The organism is Aeromicrobium phragmitis (assembly GCF_003674095.1).
GTDB lineage: Bacteria > Actinomycetota > Actinomycetes > Propionibacteriales > Nocardioidaceae > Aeromicrobium > Aeromicrobium phragmitis.
Map to the genome: position 1 here is coordinate 181,436 of NZ_RDBF01000002.1, position 18,155 is coordinate 199,590.

Annotated in this window: 18 protein-coding genes and 1 riboswitch; of the genes, 14 read left to right on the forward strand and 4 right to left on the reverse strand. The window is 69.3% G+C overall.

Translation table 11 applies throughout. The annotated features are described in order from the left end of the window. Positions 1-80 precede the first annotated feature (80 nt). From D9V41_RS03720 to D9V41_RS03745, 6 genes are all read left to right on the forward strand, one after another. Positions 81-1,070, forward strand: coding sequence for a patatin-like phospholipase family protein (locus D9V41_RS03720; protein WP_121793367.1), 990 nt, complete (start codon positions 81-83; stop codon positions 1,068-1,070). A 44-nt stretch (positions 1,071-1,114) separates the two neighbouring features. Continuing rightward, positions 1,115-1,729, forward strand: a complete 615-nt coding sequence (locus D9V41_RS03725) for a SatD family protein (RefSeq protein WP_121793190.1) — start codon at positions 1,115-1,117, stop codon at positions 1,727-1,729. Continuing rightward, entirely contained in the window at positions 1,726-2,415 is a 690-nt protein-coding gene (locus D9V41_RS03730; protein WP_121793191.1) for a hypothetical protein, read from the forward strand. Before D9V41_RS03725 ends, D9V41_RS03730 begins: the two co-directional genes overlap by 4 nt. 41 nt (positions 2,416-2,456) lie before the next feature. Further along, positions 2,457-4,160, forward strand: coding sequence for a dihydroxy-acid dehydratase (ilvD, locus tag D9V41_RS03735; RefSeq protein ID WP_121793192.1), 1,704 nt, complete (start codon positions 2,457-2,459; stop codon positions 4,158-4,160). Between the two features lie 81 nt (positions 4,161-4,241). Next, positions 4,242-5,774 (forward strand): SpoIIE family protein phosphatase, encoded by a 1,533-nt coding sequence (locus tag D9V41_RS03740; RefSeq protein WP_121793193.1) that lies wholly within the window; start codon positions 4,242-4,244, stop codon positions 5,772-5,774. Positions 5,775-5,804: 30 nt separating this feature from the next. After that, positions 5,805-7,241: an SDR family NAD(P)-dependent oxidoreductase gene (locus tag D9V41_RS03745; protein ID WP_121793194.1), complete on the forward strand. Its 1,437-nt coding sequence runs from the start codon at positions 5,805-5,807 to the stop codon at positions 7,239-7,241. Positions 7,242-7,401: 160 nt separating this feature from the next. Here the strand turns inward: D9V41_RS03745 and D9V41_RS03750 are convergent, their stop codons facing one another. Continuing rightward, on the reverse strand, positions 7,402-7,728 hold the full coding sequence (locus D9V41_RS03750) for a hypothetical protein (RefSeq protein ID WP_133434106.1): 327 nt from the start codon (positions 7,726-7,728) through the stop codon (positions 7,402-7,404). Between the two features lie 315 nt (positions 7,729-8,043). On the opposite strand from D9V41_RS03750, the gene D9V41_RS03755 reads away from it, so the two are divergent. From D9V41_RS03755 to ilvC, 3 genes are read left to right on the forward strand one after another with little or no spacing between them, the layout of a single operon-like run. Beyond that, on the forward strand, positions 8,044-9,819 hold the full coding sequence (locus D9V41_RS03755; RefSeq protein WP_243697145.1) for an acetolactate synthase large subunit: 1,776 nt from the start codon (positions 8,044-8,046) through the stop codon (positions 9,817-9,819). Next, a complete protein-coding gene (gene ilvN, locus D9V41_RS03760; protein WP_121793197.1) occupies positions 9,816-10,346 on the forward strand; it encodes an acetolactate synthase small subunit in 531 nt (176 codons plus the stop codon). The genes D9V41_RS03755 and ilvN overlap by 4 nt, the downstream gene beginning before the upstream one ends. A 50-nt stretch (positions 10,347-10,396) precedes the next feature. Next, a complete protein-coding gene (gene ilvC / locus D9V41_RS03765; protein ID WP_121793198.1) occupies positions 10,397-11,428 on the forward strand; it encodes a ketol-acid reductoisomerase in 1,032 nt (343 codons plus the stop codon). Between the two features lie 88 nt (positions 11,429-11,516). On the opposite strand, the gene yczR is transcribed toward ilvC, so the two are convergent. Further along, positions 11,517-12,953 (reverse strand): MocR-like transcription factor YczR, encoded by a 1,437-nt coding sequence (gene yczR / locus D9V41_RS03770; RefSeq protein ID WP_121793199.1) that lies wholly within the window; start codon positions 12,951-12,953, stop codon positions 11,517-11,519. 170 nt (positions 12,954-13,123) lie between these two features. Here yczR and yczE point away from each other — a divergent pair, with 170 nt between their 5' ends. After that, the gene (yczE, locus tag D9V41_RS17725; protein WP_166375904.1) at positions 13,124-13,753 is read left to right on the forward strand and encodes a membrane protein YczE; all 630 of its coding nucleotides are present in this window, start codon (positions 13,124-13,126) and stop codon (positions 13,751-13,753) included. Here the strand turns inward: yczE and D9V41_RS03780 are convergent. Together D9V41_RS03780 and D9V41_RS03785 are read right to left on the reverse strand one after the other, a co-directional pair. Next, positions 13,713-14,471, reverse strand: coding sequence for a hypothetical protein (locus tag D9V41_RS03780; protein ID WP_133434107.1), 759 nt, complete (start codon positions 14,469-14,471; stop codon positions 13,713-13,715). The genes yczE and D9V41_RS03780 overlap by 41 nt on opposite strands. After that, positions 14,468-15,004, reverse strand: a complete 537-nt coding sequence (locus tag D9V41_RS03785; RefSeq protein ID WP_341770304.1) for a DUF6318 family protein — start codon at positions 15,002-15,004, stop codon at positions 14,468-14,470. Before D9V41_RS03785 ends, D9V41_RS03780 begins: the two co-directional genes overlap by 4 nt. A 221-nt stretch (positions 15,005-15,225) precedes the next feature. Continuing rightward, positions 15,226-15,318: riboswitch (TPP riboswitch) on the forward strand. On the opposite strand from D9V41_RS03785, the gene thiM reads away from it, so the two are divergent. The 4 genes from thiM (at position 15,308) to D9V41_RS03805 (ending at position 18,151) form a co-directional block, all read left to right on the forward strand. Further along, entirely contained in the window at positions 15,308-16,108 is an 801-nt protein-coding gene (gene thiM / locus D9V41_RS03790) for a hydroxyethylthiazole kinase (protein ID WP_121793202.1), read from the forward strand. Its footprint overlaps the riboswitch before it by 11 nt. Then, positions 16,105-16,719, forward strand: a complete 615-nt coding sequence (thiE, locus tag D9V41_RS03795) for a thiamine phosphate synthase (protein WP_121793203.1) — start codon at positions 16,105-16,107, stop codon at positions 16,717-16,719. Before thiM ends, thiE begins: the two co-directional genes overlap by 4 nt. Beyond that, positions 16,716-17,528: a bifunctional hydroxymethylpyrimidine kinase/phosphomethylpyrimidine kinase gene (gene thiD, locus D9V41_RS03800; protein WP_121793204.1), complete on the forward strand. Its 813-nt coding sequence runs from the start codon at positions 16,716-16,718 to the stop codon at positions 17,526-17,528. Before thiE ends, thiD begins: the two co-directional genes overlap by 4 nt. After that, the gene (locus D9V41_RS03805) at positions 17,525-18,151 is read left to right on the forward strand and encodes a TenA family protein (RefSeq protein ID WP_121793205.1); all 627 of its coding nucleotides are present in this window, start codon (positions 17,525-17,527) and stop codon (positions 18,149-18,151) included. Before thiD ends, D9V41_RS03805 begins: the two co-directional genes overlap by 4 nt. Positions 18,152-18,155: the final 4 nt, after the last annotated feature.

The following is an 18,155-nucleotide window of genomic DNA, read 5'->3' on the forward strand; positions in this document are numbered from 1 at the left end:
GGCCCGGATCGACGCGATCGGGGCCCGTTCCTACGCCGCTCGCGGACGATGCCGCAGCGGCCTAGATTGGGCGCGTGACGATGCAGCGCAGCGCCGATCTCGTCCTCGAGGGTGGGGGAGTCAAAGGGATCGCCCTGGTGGGAGCGGCGGTCGCGCTGGCCGAGCACGGGTACCGGTTCGAGCGGATCGCGGGATCATCGGCCGGTGCTCTGGTCGGTGCCATCATCGCGGCGATGCAACAACGCGGCGAGTCGATGGACCGCGTGGACGACATCATGCGCACGGTCGACTACCGGGCGATGCTGGACCGTCGGCGCGGCGGTCGCCTGTTGCGCTGGTGGCCGCGCGCCGCGGACGCATGGGGCGTCTTGTTCCATCTCGGCGCGTACCGCGGCGCCCATCTGCAACGCTGGCTCGCCGGCGTCCTCGGCGACCTCGGGGTGCGAACCTTCGGTGACCTGCGCTTCGACGACCCGGGCACCTCGTTGGCCCCGGGCCTCTCCTACCGCCTCGTCACCACCGCCAGCGACCTCTCGCGGCAACGCGTCATGTATCTGCCCTGGGACCTCGCGGCATACGGCCGCGACGCGGACGCGTTTCCAGTCGCTCGCGCTGTCCGCGCGTCGGCGGCCATCCCGTTCCTGTTCGAGCCGGTGCGGATGAAGTCCTCGTTCGGACTGTCGACGCTCGCGGACGGCTCACTCTTGCGCAGCTATCCGGTCGAGGCGTTCGACCGCACGGACGGGCGGCCGAGCCGATGGCCGACGATCGGTGTGCGGCTCAGTTCACCCGCGGGGGAGCGCGCCAAAGCCAAGCCGGTGACGGGACCGGTCTCGCTGCTGATGAACCTGATCTTCACGACGGTCGACTCGACGCAGATCCGCCACGTCAGTGATCCGGTCGATGTCGATCGCAGCATCTTCGCCAAGCCCCGGGGCGTGCGTTGGACTGATTTCGACTTGACGCCCGAGCAGCAGCAGAGCCTCTATGAGGCCGGCCATACCGCGGCGCAGCGGTGGGTCGCCAAGCATCCGGAGGGACCCGTGCTCTCGCCTCGCGCGCTGCCGTAGCGCGCTTGTCAACCATATGACTTGATTTGTGAGAAGGTAAGCATATGGCTGTCGCTCTGATCGGAGACTTGGTGAACTCGCGCGGGTGGGATGATCGCGCGGCGCTGCACCGTGCCCTCCTGGCCGCGTGCGATGCTGCCGACCAGCGGATCCCCGGGGCGGAACAACCGCCCGAACCGACGATCGGCGACGAGTTCCAAGCAGTCTACGCCGACCTCGCCGATGCCGTCGACGCCGTGCTCGTGCTGCGACTCGCGCTCCCGCACCCGGCGGACTGCCGGGTGGGTATCGGCGTGGGGGACGTGGCGGTTGTCGGCGCGACCTCGTACGGTCTCACGCAAGACGGATCCGCGTGGTGGGCCGCCCGCGAGGCGCTGGAGTCGCTCGAAGCGAGCGAACGGCGCGTCCCCGGCGTGCGCACGCGGGTCCACTGGGCCGAGGAGCGACAGAAGGAGGAGTACGTGAACGGCTACGCCGCCTGCCGTGACCACATCGTCAGCGGATTCGACGCGCGGCAGCGCCGGCTCGCCCTCGGCGCCCTCGACGGCCGCACCCAGACCGAACTCGCCGACGAGGAGGGCATCACCAGGTCGGCCGTCTCCCAAAGCCTGCGCCGCAGCGGGGCGCTCGTGCTCAAGGAGCTCTGGACCCGCTCATGATCCTGGCTTCGCTCCTGCTCGCTGCGCTCGGCGTCGCCGACCTCGTCCGCCGCCCCGGCGCGCGCACCCGGGCACTGGAACTTCCCTTCCTCGCCGCGCTCGCCGTCTTCGTGCTCGGCGCCGCCGCCTTGGGCTACGGGCGCGAGGGCATCTGGGTGGCCGTCCCGGCGATGGCCGTCGTGGCGAGTTGGCTCGCGGCGCAGCGTCAGGCTCGGCTTGACGGGCTGATGGCCGGTGCCGCGGCGCTGTTCGTCGCGCTGCTGTTCGGACAGCACGTGCCGCGCCACGAACCACCGATCGGGCAGTGGTACACCGGGCTCGAGATCCCAGCTCTGCACGGCGTCTCACTCGACACCGCGGTACTCGGTCTGTCCGTCGTGCTCTTTCTCGTCCAGTCGGCCAATGTCGTGGTCCGCGCGGTGTTGCGCAAGGCCGGTCCCGCAGTGCTCGACGAAGAGCAGGAGCTTCAGGGCGGACGCATCCTCGGCCCCATCGAGCGGGTGTTCATCTTCGCGATGGCGCTGGCCGGTCAGTACGCCGCCGTCGCAGCGGTCATGGCGGCCAAGGGAGTGCTGCGGTTTCCGGAGATCTCACGCGACGCCGCTGGCGGCAGCCGGGCCGAGTACGTCCTGGTCGGCAGTTTCGTCAGCTGGGCGCTGGCGTTCGCAGCCGTCCCCTTGTTCTGACCCGCAACCGAACCGCGAGAGCTGCGGCGTACCCTTTTTCCATGACCCCCGCGGACCACACCTCCGACCAGATCGACATCAAGCCGCGCAGCCGAACGGTCACCGACGGCATCGAGGCCACCGCGTCGCGCGGCATGCTCCGCGCCGTCGGCATGGGCGACGACGACTGGGAGAAGCCTCAGATCGGCGTCGCCTCGAGCTGGAACGAGATCACGCCGTGCAACCTCTCGCTCGACCGCCTGGCCAAGGCGTCGAAGGAGGGCGTGCACGCCGGAGGGGGCTACCCGCTGGAGTTCGGCACCATCAGCGTCTCCGACGGCATCTCGATGGGCCATGAGGGCATGCACTTCTCGCTGGTCAGCCGCGAGGTCATCGCCGACTCGGTCGAGACCGTCATGATGGCCGAGCGACTGGACGGCTCCGTGCTGCTGGCCGGCTGCGACAAGAGCCTGCCGGGCATGCTCATGGCCGCCGCCCGCCTCGATCTCGCGAGCGTCTTCCTGTACGCGGGCACGATCATGCCCGGCAAAGTCGACGGCGAGGACGTCACCCTGATCGACGGCTTCGAAGGCGTCGGAGCGTGCATGAAGGGTCTCATCTCCCGCGAGCAGCTCGACAAGATCGAGCGCAACATCTGCCCCGGCGAGGGCGCCTGCGGTGGCATGTACACCGCCAACACGATGGCCTCGGTGGCCGAGGCGATCGGCATGAGTCTGCCGGGCTCGGCCGCTCCGCCGGCCGTGGACCGCCGCCGCGATGGGTACGCCAAGGCGTCGGGCGAGGCGGTGGTGAATCTGCTCCGCAAGGGGATCACCGCCCGCGACATCATGACGCTCGAGGCCTTCGAGAACGCCATCGCCGTCGTCATGGCCCTGGGCGGTTCGACGAACGCCGTGCTGCACCTGCTCGCGATCGCGCGCGAAGCGCAGGTCCCGCTGACCCTCGACGACTTCAACCGCATCGGCGACAAGGTCCCGCACCTGGGCGACCTCAAGCCGTTCGGCAAGTACGTGATGTACGACGTCGATAAGGTCGGCGGTATCCCGGTCGTCATGAAGGCGCTGCTCGACGCCGGCCTGATGCACGGCGACACGCTCACCGTCACCGGCAAGACGATGGCCGAGAACCTGGCCGACCTGGGCCTGGACGGCGGGGTCGACGGTAGCGTCATCCGCCCGCTGGACGAGCCGATCCATCGCACCGGCGGCATCACGGTGCTGCACGGATCCCTCGCTCCGGAGGGCGCCGTGGTCAAGAGCGCGGGCTTCGACTCCGACGTCTTCCGCGGTACGGCCCGGGTGTTCGACGGCGAACGCGCGGCGATGGACGCGCTCGAGGACGGCACGATCGTGCCCGGCGACGTCGTGGTCATCCGGTACGAGGGGCCGAAGGGTGGCCCGGGCATGCGCGAGATGCTCAAGATCACCGGTGCCATCAAGGGTGCGGGCCTCGGTAAGGACGTGCTCCTGCTCACCGACGGCCGGTTCTCCGGCGGTACGACCGGCCTCTGCGTCGGCCACGTCGCGCCCGAGGCGGTGGACGGTGGCCCCATCGCCTTCGTCCGGACCGGCGACATCATCGAGCTCGACATGGCCAACCGCACGCTCGAGGTCGAGATCGCCACCGAGGAGCTCGAACGCCGCAAGGAGGGGTGGAGCCCGCTGCCCCCCAAGTACACCAGCGGCGTGCTGGCCAAGTACCGCAAGCTCGTGTCGTCGGCTGCCGACGGCGCCGTCTGCGGCTGAGGGGTACGGCAGGCTGCGACGCGCCTGCGATGGCAACGCTTTCAGCGCGCTGAAAGCATCGCCGCCCCCTATACTTCGGGGGTGAATCGTGACGTATTCTCGGCCGCCGGGACGATCCGCTCGGCGTACGACGAGGTCGACTGGGACGCGACGCCGCTCGGTCACCCCTCCACGTGGAGCGTGACGTTACGAGACACCGTCGATCTGATGCTGCACAGCAAGTTCGCGATGACACTGCTGTGGGGGCCGGAGTTCGTGCTCGTGTACAACGAGGCGTACGTGCCGGTGATCGGTGACAAGCACCCGTCCGCGCTCGGGCGGCCAGCGCGTGAGGCCTTCCCCGAGGCATGGGACGTCATCGGGCCGTTGATGCGCCAAGCCCGCGAGACCGGCGTGGCGACGCATGTCATCGATCAGAAGCTGCCCTTGTTCCGGCACGGGTTCCTCGAGGACTGCTACTTCAGCTACTCCTACTCGCCGGTTCGCGGGCCGTCAGGTGAGATCGAGGGCGTCATCGACGTCATGATGGAGACCACGCGCGAGATGGCCGTCAGCCGACGCAGCGAACTCATCGTCCAGCTGGCCGACGCGCTCCTGCCCGCGCAGAGCCGCGAGGACGCCGTGCGACGCGCGATCGAGGTGCTGACTCGAAGCGATACCGATCTCGCCTCGGCGGTGATCGGGCCGCTCGAGGCCACGGATGCCGAACCGACGAATTCTCGGCGCCTCGTGATGGACCTCGGAGCAGCGAGTGGTGAGGAACGATTGGCCCTCGATGTCGTTCTCAGCCCCGGGTTGGTCGTCGACGACCACACCACGGCGTTCGTCAAGGTCATCGCCGACACCATCGGCCGGGCACTCGACCGGGTGGCGGCGATGGAGGCCGAGCGGCGGGCCGGCGAACTCACCCGCCAGCTGGCTGAGACGTTGCAGCGCAGTCTGCTGCCGGAGGTGACCTCGCCGGAGCGGTTCGAGATGGCAGTCCGCTACCAGGCGGCCTCAGAGCAGGCGCAGATCGGCGGCGACTGGTACGACGTCTTCCCGCTTTCGGACGGGTCGTTGGCCTTCGCCGTCGGCGATGTCTCCGGCCACGATCGCGAGGCCGCCGCGGCGATGGCCCAGGTGCGGAATCTGCTGCGCGGAATCTCCTTCACCCAACCCGACTCGCCGGGGCTCGTCATGCAAGCGCTCGACAGAGCTCTGGAGGGGCTCGGGGTCGGCGCCGTGGCGACGGCCCTGTTCGCTCGCTTGGACGAGCGGCCCGACGGGATCGAGATGCGGTGGAGCAACGCCGGCCACCCGGCACCGATCCTGCTGTGCGCCGACGGCAGCGCTCAGCTGCTGGAAACGGCGCCGGAGCTCATGCTCGGCGTCGACGGGGCCTCCCCGCGCCGCGATCACGTCACGCCGCTGGCGCCCGGCGACGCGGTGGTCTGTTACACCGACGGGCTCGTGGAGCGTCGCGATCGGGGGGTTCACGAGGGCATGAACGAGCTTCTCGCGCTGCTGCAGGGGTACACGCACCTCAGTTCGGACGCGCTGTGCGACCTCATCGCGACCTTCGCGACTGACGCCGAGGACGACGTCGCGGTGCTGGTGCTGCGCGCTCGCTGACCGTCCGGACGCGACCGGTAGAATCGCGCGGTGTCTGACATCGATCCCGACGAGCTCGCCATCGCCTTGAAGGTGCTCGACGCCGCCCAGTACCTCGGCGACGAGGACGAGGCATACGTGGCGCTGCGCCGGGCGTGCGGCAAGTTCTACAAGGACGTCAAGAAGCAGCGGCGCAAGGCCAAGCGTGAGGCGGTCGCCGCGGCGGATCGGGCGGTGATCGAGGCGACCGCGACCGGCTCGGCGCGGCGGATCGACGACGAGACCGCGGGTCTGCCGCTGGTGTCCAGCGCGCGTGGAGCCACCGCGGGCACGTTGATCGTTCCGAGGCCCTGTTACATCTGCAAGCAGGACTACACCGTGGTGGACGCGTTCTACCACCAGCTCTGTCCCGACTGCGCGGCGATGAGCCACGCCAAGCGCGACGCCCGCACCGACCTGACCGGTAAGCGCGCGCTGTTGACCGGCGGACGAGCGAAGATCGGGATGTACATCGCCCTGCGGCTGCTGCGCGACGGTGCCCACACCACCATCACGACGCGGTTCCCGCGCGACGCCGTCCGCCGGTTCCAGTCGATGCCCGACAGCGGTGAGTGGATCGACCGGCTCAAGATCGTCGGCATCGACCTGCGCGACCCGGCCCAGGTCATCGGCCTCGCCGACGACGTCGCGGCGTCCGGTCCGCTGGACATCCTCATCAACAACGCCGCGCAGACCGTCAAGCGCTCGCCGGGCGCCTACCAGTCGCTCATCGAGGCCGAGGCCGCGCCGCTTCCCGAGGGCCGGCTGCCCGAACTCGTGACGTTCGGCCACACCAGTGACGCTCATCCCGAGGCGCTCGTCGGATCGGTCGCAGCTCACCCGGTGCTGGCCGGTGATGCGGTGACCGCCGATGCACTGACCGCGGTGGCGCTCACGGCCGGCTCGGCGGACGTGTCCCGGATCGATGCCGGGGGACTGCTGCCCGACGTGGTGGACACCAACAGCTGGGTGCAGCACGTCGGGCAGGTGGACGCGCTCGAACTGCTCGAGGTGCAGCTGTGCAACAGCGTCGCGCCGTTCATCCTCGTCAGCCGGCTGCGGCCGGCGATGGCGGCGGCGATCGAAGCCGGTGCTCGACGCACCTACGTCGTGAACGTCTCGGCGATGGAGGGGCAGTTCGGCCGGGGCTACAAGGGCCCGGGGCACCCGCACACCAACATGGCCAAGGCGGCGCTCAACATGCTGACCCGCACGAGCGCGGGGGAGATGTTCGAGTCAGACCAGATCCTCATGACGGCGGTCGACACCGGCTGGATCACCGATGAGCGTCCGCACACCACGAAGGTGCGACTCGCCGAGGAGGGGTTCAAGGCCCCGCTCGACCTCGTCGACGGCGCCGCTCGCGTGTACGACCCGATCGTTCGCGGCGAGGCCGGCGAGGACCTCTACGGCGTCTTCCTCAAGGACTACCGCCCCGCCGCGTGGTAACGCCGCGCCGTGGGCGGTGAGTCATCCCGCATCGCCGGACTGAGCGGTGAGCTATCCCGCACTTGGCGCCTGCAGGTGCGTGATAGCTCACCGCCCACGAGGCGTGAAATGCACGACCGCCCCGCACCGAGGCGGCGCGGGGCGGGGTGCGAGCAGGGTCTTACTGCTGCGCGAGCTGGTCGGCGCACTCCTCGATCATGGTGTTCTCGAGGCCGTCGAGGGCTTCCTCGTCCTTCTTGGAGGCGTCATAGTCTTCGTCCTGCTCCACCATGGCCTGGAGGGCGGCGTTGGAGAGGTCGGAGTCGTGGAAGACCTGGGCAACGCAGTCCGCGGCGGCCTCGGGAACCGGAATGACCGAGTCCTCGCTCTGCAGCGAGGTGGAGATCTCCTCCACGCTGGGGCGCGAATCTCCGCCACCGCAAGCGCTCAGGCCGAGCGTCAGCGTGAGGGCGGCACCGGCAGCGGCGGCGGTCTTCAGCAACTTCATCATGCATCCTCGAATGTCCTGGCGCCCCCCTTGAGATGAAGCGCTCCTCCTCATTCAATCGCGTCCGTTTCGGCCGCCCGCGGCCGGGTGCTGAGCTGTCGAGTCCGTGTCCACATGATGGAAGCGTTCGTCTCATAACTTGACCATTGACTGGTTGGGGGCGCACACTGATCGCGTGCATGCCCTGATTCTCGTACTTCACTAGACGCTTCGTCCCTGACGCAGCGTCTCCCTCGAATGCCTTCGGGCCGGGGGATTTTTTTATGCAGACGGCATGACGACCCACAGAAGGACCGACAAGAGATGGACCGCGAGATGACCGAACCGCCGGCCGAGACCATCACCGGGGCCCAGAGCCTCGTCCGGGCGCTGGAGCGCGCGGGTGTCGACACGATCTTCGGGATTCCGGGAGGCGCGATCCTCCCGGCCTACGATCCGTTGTTCGACTCCTCGATCCGTCACGTCCTCGTACGCCACGAGCAGGGCGCCGGGCACGCGGCCGAGGGCTACGCGCTGGAGACCGGCAAGGTCGGCGTCTGCATGGCCACCTCGGGCCCGGGTGCCACCAACCTCGTGACCGCGATCGCCGACGCCTACCTCGACTCGGTGCCCATCGTGGCCGTGACCGGCCAGGTCGCCAGTGGCGTCATCGGATCGGATGCCTTCCAGGAGGCCGACATCCGCGGCATCACCATGCCGATCACCAAACACAGCTATCTGGTCACCGACGCCGACGAGATCCCCGGCGTCATCGCCGAGGCGTTCCACATCGCCAGCACCGGCCGGCCGGGACCCGTCCTGGTCGACATCAGCAAGGACGCGTTGCAGGCCAGCACGACGTTCCGCTGGCCGAGCGAGCTGGCCATGCCCGGCTACCGGCCGACCTCGCGCCCGCACAACAAGCAGATCCGCGAGGCCGCCCGGCTCATCGCCGAGGCCACCAAGCCGGTGCTGTACGTCGGCGGTGGCGTGATCAAGTCCGACGCGGCCGCGGAGTTGAAGATGCTCGCCGAGCTGACGCAGATCCCCGTGGTCACCACCCTCATGGCACGAGGCGCGTTCCCGGACTCGCACGAGCTTCACCTCGGCATGCCGGGAATGCACGGCACCGTGGCCGCGGTGGCCGGCTTGCAGCGCAGCGACCTGCTGATCACCCTCGGCGCCCGGTTCGACGACCGGGTGACCGGAACGCTCGAGTCCTTCGCGCCCAACGCCAAGGTCATCCACGCCGACATCGATCCGGCGGAGATCTCCAAGAACCGCGCCGCCGACGTGCCCATCGTGGGGGACGCCCGCGAGGTCATCGCCGACCTCATCCGTGCCCTGCAGAAGCAGACCGAGGAGGACGAGCTCACCGGCGAGTACGGCGCATGGCGTCAGTACGTGCTGGGGCTCAAGCGGAAGTTCCAGCCCGCCTACGACAAGCCCGCGAAGGGTCTGGCGCCGCAGACCGTGGTCGAGCGGCTGAGCGCGATCGCCGGCCCCGACGCCACCTACGTCGCCGGAGTCGGGCAGCACCAGATGTGGGCGGCCCACTACATCGACTTCGAGCGTCCCCGGCAGTGGCTCAACTCCGGTGGCGCCGGCACGATGGGCTACGCCGTGCCCGCGGCGATGGGCGCCAAGGCCGGAAACCCGGACCGCGTGGTGTGGGCCATCGACGGCGACGGGTGCTTCCAGATGACCAACCAGGAGCTCGCCACCTGCGCGATCGAAGGCATCCCGATCAAGGTCGCCGTGATCAACAACTCCTCGCTGGGCATGGTGCGGCAGTGGCAGACCCTGTTCTACGAGGGCCGCTACTCCAACACCGACCTCCATACCGGACCCGAGGCCATCGGCGCACGACGGCTCCCCGACTTCGTCAAGCTCGCCGACGCGTACGGTTGTGTCGGGCTGCGCTGCGAGAGCGAGGACGACCTCGACGACGTGATCGCCAAGGCGATGAGCATCAACGACGTTCCCGTCGTCATCGACTTCGTGGTCGAGCGTGACGCGATGGTGTGGCCCATGGTGGCCGCCGGCACCAGCAACGACGACATCAAGATCGCGCGAGACCTCGCGCCGGAGTGGGAGGACGACGACCTGTGAGCAGTCATACCCTCAGCGTTCTCGTGGAGAACAAGCCCGGTGTCCTGGCCCGGGTGTCGAGCCTGTTCATGCGCCGCGGCTTCAACATCGAGAGCCTCGCCGTCGGGCCGACCGAGATTCCCGAGATCTCGCGGATGACGATCGTCGTCAACGTCGAGAGCCTCCCGCTGGAGCAGGTCACCAAGCAACTCAACAAGCTCGTCAACGTGCTCAAGATCGTGGAGCTGGACTCGACCAGCGCCGTCGAGCGCGAGCTCATGTTGATCAAGGTCAAGACGGACCTTCAGACGCGGGGGCAGGTGCTGGAGACCGTTCAGCTGTTCCGCGCCAAGGTCGTCGACGTCGCCCAGGACTCGGTCACGATCGAGGCCACCGGCGACGCGGGCAAGCTCGCCGCCATGCTGAACGTCCTCGAGCCGTTCGGCATTCGCGAGATCGCCCAGTCCGGACGGGTCGCGATCGGTCGCGGCTCGCGGTCCATCACCGACCGCACCCTGCGTGCCGTTCCGGGTAGCCAGGCCGGATGAACCCTCCCGACCGCCAGACTTCCACCCCTCAACCCAAGGAGAATCCACTCGTGGCCGAGTTGTTCTATGACGACGACGCAGATCTGACCATCATCCAGGGCAAGCACGTCGCCGTCCTGGGCTACGGCAGCCAGGGGCACGCCCACGCCCTCAACCTGCGTGACTCCGGCGTCGACGTCCGCGTCGGCCTGCCCGAAGGCTCCAAGAGCCGGGAGAAGGCGGAGGCCGAGGGCCTGCGTGTCCTCACGCCCGCCGAAGCGGTCGAGGAGGCCGACGTCGTCGTCGTCCTCGCGCCGGACCCGGTGCAGCGCTCGCTCTACGCCGAGGCCATCGAGCCCAACATCGCCGACGGCGACACCCTCGTCTTCGGCCACGGCTTCAACATCCGCTTCGGCTACATCAAGCCGCCGGCGGGCGTCGATGTCGTCATGGTCGCCCCGAAGGGCCCCGGCCACATCGTGCGCCGCGAGTTCGTCGAGGGTCGTGGTGTTCCGGACATCGTGGCCGTCGAGCAGGACGCCAGCGGCTCGGCGTGGGACTTCGTGATCTCGTACGCCAAGGCCATCGGCGGTACGCGCGCCGGTGCCATCAAGACGACCTTCACCGAGGAGACCGAGACCGATCTCTTCGGCGAGCAGGCCGTGCTGTGCGGCGGTGTCTCGCAGCTCATCCAGTACGGCTTCGAGACGCTCACCGAGGCGGGTTACCAGCCCGAGGTCGCGTACTTCGAGGTGCTGCACGAGCTCAAGCTCATCGTCGACCTCATCTGGGAGGGCGGCATCGCCAAGCAGCGCTGGAGTGTCTCCGACACCGCCGAGTACGGCGACTACGTCTCGGGTCCGCGCGTGCTCGGCCCGGAGGTCAAGGAGGGCATGAAGGCCGTCCTCGCCGACATCCAGAACGGGTCCTTCGCCGACCGCTTCATCAAGGACCAGGACGCCGGCGCGCCGGAGTTCCTCGCCCTGCGTGAGAAGGCGGCCCAGCATCCGATCGAGTCCGTGGGCAAGGAGCTCCGCTCGCTCATGAGCTGGGTCAAGGCCGAGGGCACCGACGACTACGTCGAGGGCTCTGCCGCACGCTGACCTGACGCGTCACCAACCCGCTGAGTGTGACGTTTAGCACCGGAATTGAGCGATTTCGGCTGCTAAACGTCACACTCAGCGGGTTTCGTCATGCAATGAGGTCGATGGCGTCGGGATCGCGCACGGCGTTCTCGGCTTCCGGGCCGAGGGACCGCCAGGCGCGGGCGAGTCGCGCGACGGCGTCGTCGAGCACCTCGCTGTCGTGAACGAAGGGCACGCGCAGCCATCCCTCGCCGGCACTCGGCTGTGCGCCGAAGAACCGTGGACCCGGCGTGAGTCGCACACCTTCGTCCTCGGCGGCGATCACCAGCGCGCTGGCCGCCCGGCGCGGCAGTTCGATCCAGACGCTGAGGCCGCCCGCGGGTCGGTTGACCTTCCACCCCGGCAGCTCGCGCTGCACCGCGTCGATGAGTGCGTCGCGGCGGGTGCGAATCGTCGCGCGGTGCGGCGGGCGGTCCAGCAGACCTTCGGCGACCGCTTCGGCGACGATGAGCTGGTCGAAGCTCGACGAGCCGAGGTCGTGATGCATGCGGGCCTGCACGAGACGCGGGACGAGCGCGCGAGGCGCCCGCAACCAGCCGATGCGGAGCCCGCCCCACAACGACTTGGACGCCGAGCCCAGGGTCAGGGAGTCGCGGTGCCACGTGGCGAGATGGGGGAGTGGGGTGTCCTGATCGATGCGGATATCACGCATCGTCTCGTCGACGACGGTGATGACCTCGTGCCGGCGCAGCGCCACTCCGATCGCGGCGCGGTGCTCCTCGTCCATCACGGCGCCGGTGGGGTTGTGGAAGTCGGGGATGAGGTAGGCGGCTCGTGCCGCCGGGGCGAGGCGCTGGAAGTCCTCGAGCGGCCAGGGCGTGCCGCCGAACGGCAGGGGTAGGAAGCGGGCGCCGGCGTGCCCGAGCGTGTCGAAGGCATGGGGGTAGCTGCACGCCTCGGTGAGGACGCGGTCGCCCGGCCGCAGCAAGGTGCGGGTGAGCAACGCCAGTGCACCCTGGGCTCCATTGGTGACGATGATCTGCTCGGGATCGGTGGGAAGGCCCTGTTCGCTGTACCGCTGAGCGAGTCGTTCGCGCAGGAGCGGCAGACCGTCGGGCAAGTAGCCGTTCGTGGCGAGCAGGCTCGGGAGTCCGTCGAGCGCACGCTGCACGAGATGCGCGAGTTCGGGTGGGGCGGTCATGGCCGCGCTGGTGAGGGCGATAACGCCCGGCTGCTCGGGGACCGCGAGCAGACTCGCTGCGGCGCGCCCGCTGACCGGCACTCGCACGGTGGTGCCGGAACCGTGCCGGGAGGTGACCAAGCCACGGTCACGCAACGACGCGTAGACCCGGGTGGTCGTCGTGCGGCTCAGGCCGGCCGCTCCGGCGAAGGATCGCTCGCTCGGAAGACGGGTTCCGTCAGGCAGTCGACCGTCGAGGATGGCCGCGACGATCGCCGTCGCCCACTGCCGATAAGCGGGGCCACCGGCAGCAGCGTCCGGCTGCCCCACCATCGTGACGAGGGCGCGCGCGCTCAAGTTCATGACGCCACTGTCGCGCAATTGGCTATCGATCACAAGGCCACTTGGGCGGAAAGTGGGGGCATGCTCTGGGTGATTCTGTTGATTGGCGTCGCGCTCGTCGGCATTCTCGCGACGTTGCGGGCCATCTCGCTCGATGGTTACCGCCGTCAGCCGACTCGCGAGAGCCGTCCGTGACGGCGCGGCTGCTGCGACTTCTCGTGGGCCTCTGGCTCTACGGGGCGACGATGGCGATGATGGTGCGCGCCGGCCTCGGCCTGAACCCGTGGGACGTCCTGCACGAGGGCATCACCCGGCACGTGCCCGTGTCCTTCGGGGTCGTGACGGCGGCCGTGGGCGCGTTGGTGCTGCTGGCGTGGATTCCGTTGCGCCAGCGTCCGGGGGTGGGAACGGTCCTCAACGTGATCGTGATCGGGGTGGCCGTCGACGCCACCCTCGCCGTGGTGTCGCAGCCGTCCGCGCTGCTGCCGTCCGTGGCGCTGCTCGTGGGCGGCGTGGTGGGCAACGCGTTCGCCGGGGCACTGTATGTCAGCGCTGACCTGGGAGCGGGGCCGCGCGATGGACTGTGGGTGGCGCTTGTCGCCCGCACGGGCCGCAGTGTCCGGTTGGTGCGCACCTGCCTCGAGCTCTCGGTGTTGGCCCTCGGGTGGGCGCTCGGTGGGACCGTCGGCATCGGCACCGTCGCTTATGCACTGGCGGTGGGGCCGCTGGCGCAGCGGTTCCTTCGACTGCTGCGATGGTCGGGCTCTGAGCCGGCCCCGGTCACGGTCGAACAAGCACCGGGGCCGCTTCGCGCACCGTGAGCGTCGTCGGCAGTCCGGTGGCGACGATCGCCGCGTCGAGCGCCTGCCACGGTTCGTCACCGATCGCGTACTCAACGCCGTAGGTGACGTCGACGCGGACCTGGACGTCCTCCGCTGGGACTTGATAGCGATGCGTGACGTCGAGATGCGGATAGGGCCGGCCCGCTGACGTGGTGCGTTGCGACGAGCCGTCCCCGTGGTGCCACGTGAACGACGACGGGGTCGCGCGGACGCGGACCGGAGTGCCGAGGAGATCGACCGACCGCTCGAAGGGTTCGGGCTCGGCATAGAGGTTGGTGGGGACCTTCACGAGCGTCGTGGTGGCGGGTTCGATTCGAACCTCCAGTGGCGGGAGGCCCAGCTCGCGGACCGCGCGTTCGATGTCGCCCTCGGTGGGGGCGGCGGGCGCGGCCGGAGCGGCGCCCGGGCTCGTGGGTTGGTCGGGCGCGAACATGCAGGGCATGCCGATGATGGCGGTCCTGACCGGGCAGTAGGCGCGGAACGTCTGCTCGATCAACGCGCGCTGTCGCGCCGCGGGATCGAGCGCCTGGCGGCTCGCGGGCGCAGGCGCCGCGGCGCGCTGGGCGGGGGTGCGTTGGCTAGGGGGCGTGAAACGTTCGGCTTCCAGCCGTACGCCGGTGGATGTTGGGCTTGGCCCAATGTCGACTGAACCGAGCAGGAACGCCACAATAAAAACGGAGGGGACTATCGCGCTCATGCCTTAGACCTCACAAAAGCAAGGACGCGCCACTGATCGCCGTCCCCGGTCATCGACACGGTCAAGCGCAACGAGTCGCGGTATGGAGTACTGGCCTTCTCGGTCGACTCACGCGATTCTCGGAAGGTGGCGGCAGAAACGTGCACTTGCGCGAAGACATCAACCCCAGCCTCGACTGACTCGCTCTCGACATCCTCCACCCGCCAAGACTCATCCCGGATGTATCCGCCACTTCTGTATGTCTCGACTATTGAGTCGACGTAGGAACGGCAGCCGTCGCATTCGGGGCTGCTGAGCTCTTCGAGGGTGGAGGTGTCCCCGGTGAGCGCGGCGTAATTGAGAACGTCGATGTAGTGGCGGACGAAGGCTTCGGCGCCGGCGGGGGAGTCGTCGAGGGCGAGTTCGGGCATGGTGGGTGGCGCGTGCGTGGGGGACGCCGTCGCGGTCGGGGTGGGTTGCTCATCCGGCGGCGCACCCGAGCACCCGGCGAGCAGGAGAACGGCGGCCGCCATGGCCGTCGCGAGTCGTCGCATCCAATCACCCCCGAAGTCGTGTTCTCGAAAGTAGCGCCGACTCGTCCGTTTGTCAGCAGCCCGCGTTCACCCTGTGGACGGCCCACCCCTCCCGAGATGTGGTCGCTTTCCTGTCACCTGACGGTGCGCTGGTGACCCGAAATGACCACTTCTCGGGCCGGAGGGCCTGAGGGGTGACACAAGGGCGCCCGGGGCGAGTGGTACGGTCGGGAGCGTCAACTGAACATTGGCCGGGGTGCCCGCGAGGGCTGAGATCACACCCGCCGAACCTGATCCGGTTAGTACCGGCGTAAGGGAGCCCACATGTCCGCGCGCATTCGCGTCGATGCCGTCATCGACACCGTTCGTCGCCTCCACGAGCAGTCACCGTTGGTGCAGTGCATCACCAACTACGTCTCGATGGATCTGGCCGCCAACCTGCTCAACGCCGCCCACGCCTCGCCCGCGATGGTGCACGACGAGCGCGAGGCTGCCGAGATGGCCGGGTTGGCCTCGGCCGTCGTCGTCAACATCGGCACCCTCAGCCCGCACTGGGTCACCGGCATGCACGAAGCCGCACGGGTCGCGGCTGAGCGCGGCATCCCCTGGGTGCTGGACCCGGTCGCCGTCGGTGCCACCGCCTACCGCCGTGCGACCGCGAACGACCTGCTCACTCACCGGCCCACGGTCATCCGCGCGAACGCCAGCGAGATCGTCGCGCTCGCCACGGCGCAGGGGGCGGGGCGCGGTGCCGACAGCACGCATGACTCGACCGCGGTGATCGACCAGGCCAAGGCTCTCGCGGCGACGACCGGAAGCGTCGTGGTCGTCAGCGGTGTCTCGGACGTCGTCACCGACGGCACGGCGACCGTCATCGTCGACGGCGGGGACCCGCGCATGCCGCTCATCTCCGCCCTCGGCTGCGGCGCGACCGCCCTCGTCGCCGCGGCCGCCGCGGTCGCTGACACACCGATCACCGGGGCGGTCACGGCGATGGCCATGCTGGCGGACGCTGGAGAACGTGCCGGCCGATCGGCGCACGGCCCCGGCACCTTGCGACCGGCGCTGCTCGACGCGCTCTGGACACAGCGTCCGGAGGATCTCTCCCGTGTGGTGCTGCGATGAAGTTCGAGCACGGCGTCTACCTCGTCACCGAGCCGTCCGGCGACCTCGCGGCCATCGTCGCGAACGCGGTGGCGGGCGGTGTCGACCTCGTCCAAGTGCGCGACAAGGGCGCGAGCACCGGTGCGTTGATCGAGATCGTCCAGGATCTCCGTCGCCGGGTGGCCGTCCCGATCGTGGTGAACGACGACCTCGACGCCGCTCAGCACGCCGCTGGCGTCCACGTGGGCGTCGATGATCTGCCGCCCTCGAAGGCGCGTCGGGTCCTCGGGCCGAGCGCGATCGTGGGATGGAGCGTCAACGACCCCGGGCAGCTCGACGAGGTTGAGGAGATGCGTGCGTGCGACTACGTCGCGGCGAGCCCGGTGTGGGCGACGCACACGAAGCCCGATCACCAGCCGCCGCTGGGGCTCGAGGGCATCCGAGCGATCGCCGGTCGCACCGATCTCCCGGTAGTCGCCATCGGTGGGATCGACGTCGCCCGTGCTGCCGGCGCCGTCGCGGCGGGCGCTGACGCGGTCGCCGTGGTCACCGCGATCACCCGCGCCGACGATCCACGACGAGCGGTCGCCGACCTGGTCGAGGCGGTCCGCGAGGGAAGGGGGCGTCGATGAGCCGCGAGCCCGTCATGCTCACGATCGCCGGTTCCGACCCTTCAGGGGGTGCGGGCATCCAGGCCGATCTCAAGACCTCGTCGGCGCTCGGCGTCTACGGCGCCAGCGTGCTCACCGCGCTGACGGCGCAGAACACCCGGGGCGTCTCGGGTATCCACGCCGTCCCCGCCGCCTTCGTCGACGCGCAGCTGTCCGCGGTGCTCGAGGATCTGGACGTCCGCGCCGTCAAGATCGGCATGCTCGGCGATCCCGACGTCATCGAGGCGATCGCCCGGCGTCTGGAGCAGCGCCGTGAGATCCCGGTGGTGCTCGATCCGGTCATGGTCGCCACGTCGGGGGACCGGCTCGTCCCGGAGTCCGCGGTGGAGGCGATCCGATCACAACTCGTACCGCGAGCGATGGTCGTCACCCCCAACGTGCCGGAGACCGAGGTGCTCGCGGACATGGACGTCGACAGCGTCGATGATTTCGAGGCTGCGGGCCGGGCCCTCATCGGGGCGGGCGCCGCGCACGTGCTGGTCAAGGGCGGGCATCTGGGCGGGGGCGAGGTCGTCGACGTGCTCGTGTCAGCCGGGGGAGTGAAGCGATTCGTGCTCCCTCGGATCGACTCCGCGAACACCCACGGGACGGGTTGTACGTTGTCCGCGGCCATCGCTGCGCGGATCGCGCTCGGCGACGAGGTAGGCGACGCCATCGCCTCCGCGCGAGCATTCCTCCAGCGCGCGCTCGCCGGCGCCGTCGACCGCCGGTACGGCGCGGGTCACGGTCCGGTCGACCACCTCATCGATCAGCGGAGCCAGACGTCATGAGTTTCTCTTCCGAGGCGTGGGACGCCGCGCACGACGGTTTCGATCGCATCATCGAGCACCCGTTCCTCGTCGGGCTCGCCGACGGGACGCTGCCCTGGCCCGTGTTCGAGCGGTACCTGTGCGACGACGCCCACTACCTCGACCGGTATGCGCGCGTGCTCGCTCTGCTGGCGGCCAAGGCGCCGACGATCGCCGACGTCGGAACGATGGCGGAGTTCGCCGCAGGCGCGGCGGTGGCGGAGCGCGCTCTGCACGAAGGCCAGCTCGGCGAGGCCATCACCGCCTCGGCCCCGAGTTCGACCTGCGACGCCTACACGGGATTCCTCTGGTCGACGGCCACCACCGCGCCGGCCGCCGTCGGCCTCGCCGCGGTGCTTCCGTGCTTCAAGGTCTACGCCGAGGTGGGGCAGCGGCTGCATCAGGCGCAGCGCGACGACCACCCGTACCGCGAGTGGATCGCGACGTATGCCGATCCGTCCTTCGCCGACGCCACCCGTCGCTGCGAGGACCTCGCCGACCGTTGGGCAGTCGCCGATCCCGCTGCGCTGAGCGCGATGCACGAGGCGTACGCGCGCGCGGTGGACTACGAATGGCGATTCTGGGACACCGCCTGGCACGACTGACATC

Coding starts and splice junctions, on each gene's coding strand:
- D9V41_RS03750 (WP_133434106.1), bottom strand. CDS start 7,728: ATGAAGTTGCTGAAGACCGCCGCCGCTGCCGGTGCCGCCCTCACGCTG.
- thiM (WP_121793202.1), top strand. CDS start 15,308: ATGTCCGCGCGCATTCGCGTCGATGCCGTCATCGACACCGTTCGTCGC.
- D9V41_RS03755 (WP_243697145.1), top strand. CDS start 8,044: ATGACCGAACCGCCGGCCGAGACCATCACCGGGGCCCAGAGCCTCGTC.
- thiE (WP_121793203.1), top strand. CDS start 16,105: ATGAAGTTCGAGCACGGCGTCTACCTCGTCACCGAGCCGTCCGGCGAC.
- yczR (WP_121793199.1), bottom strand. CDS start 12,953: ATGAACTTGAGCGCGCGCGCCCTCGTCACGATGGTGGGGCAGCCGGAC.
- D9V41_RS03725 (WP_121793190.1), top strand. CDS start 1,115: ATGGCTGTCGCTCTGATCGGAGACTTGGTGAACTCGCGCGGGTGGGAT.
- D9V41_RS03720 (WP_121793367.1), top strand. CDS start 81: ATGCAGCGCAGCGCCGATCTCGTCCTCGAGGGTGGGGGAGTCAAAGGG.
- thiD (WP_121793204.1), top strand. CDS start 16,716: ATGAGCCGCGAGCCCGTCATGCTCACGATCGCCGGTTCCGACCCTTCA.
- D9V41_RS03805 (WP_121793205.1), top strand. CDS start 17,525: ATGAGTTTCTCTTCCGAGGCGTGGGACGCCGCGCACGACGGTTTCGAT.
- ilvD (WP_121793192.1), top strand. CDS start 2,457: ATGACCCCCGCGGACCACACCTCCGACCAGATCGACATCAAGCCGCGC.
- D9V41_RS03785 (WP_341770304.1), bottom strand. CDS start 15,004: ATGCGACGACTCGCGACGGCCATGGCGGCCGCCGTTCTCCTGCTCGCC.
- D9V41_RS03730 (WP_121793191.1), top strand. CDS start 1,726: ATGATCCTGGCTTCGCTCCTGCTCGCTGCGCTCGGCGTCGCCGACCTC.
- D9V41_RS03780 (WP_133434107.1), bottom strand. CDS start 14,471: ATGAGCGCGATAGTCCCCTCCGTTTTTATTGTGGCGTTCCTGCTCGGT.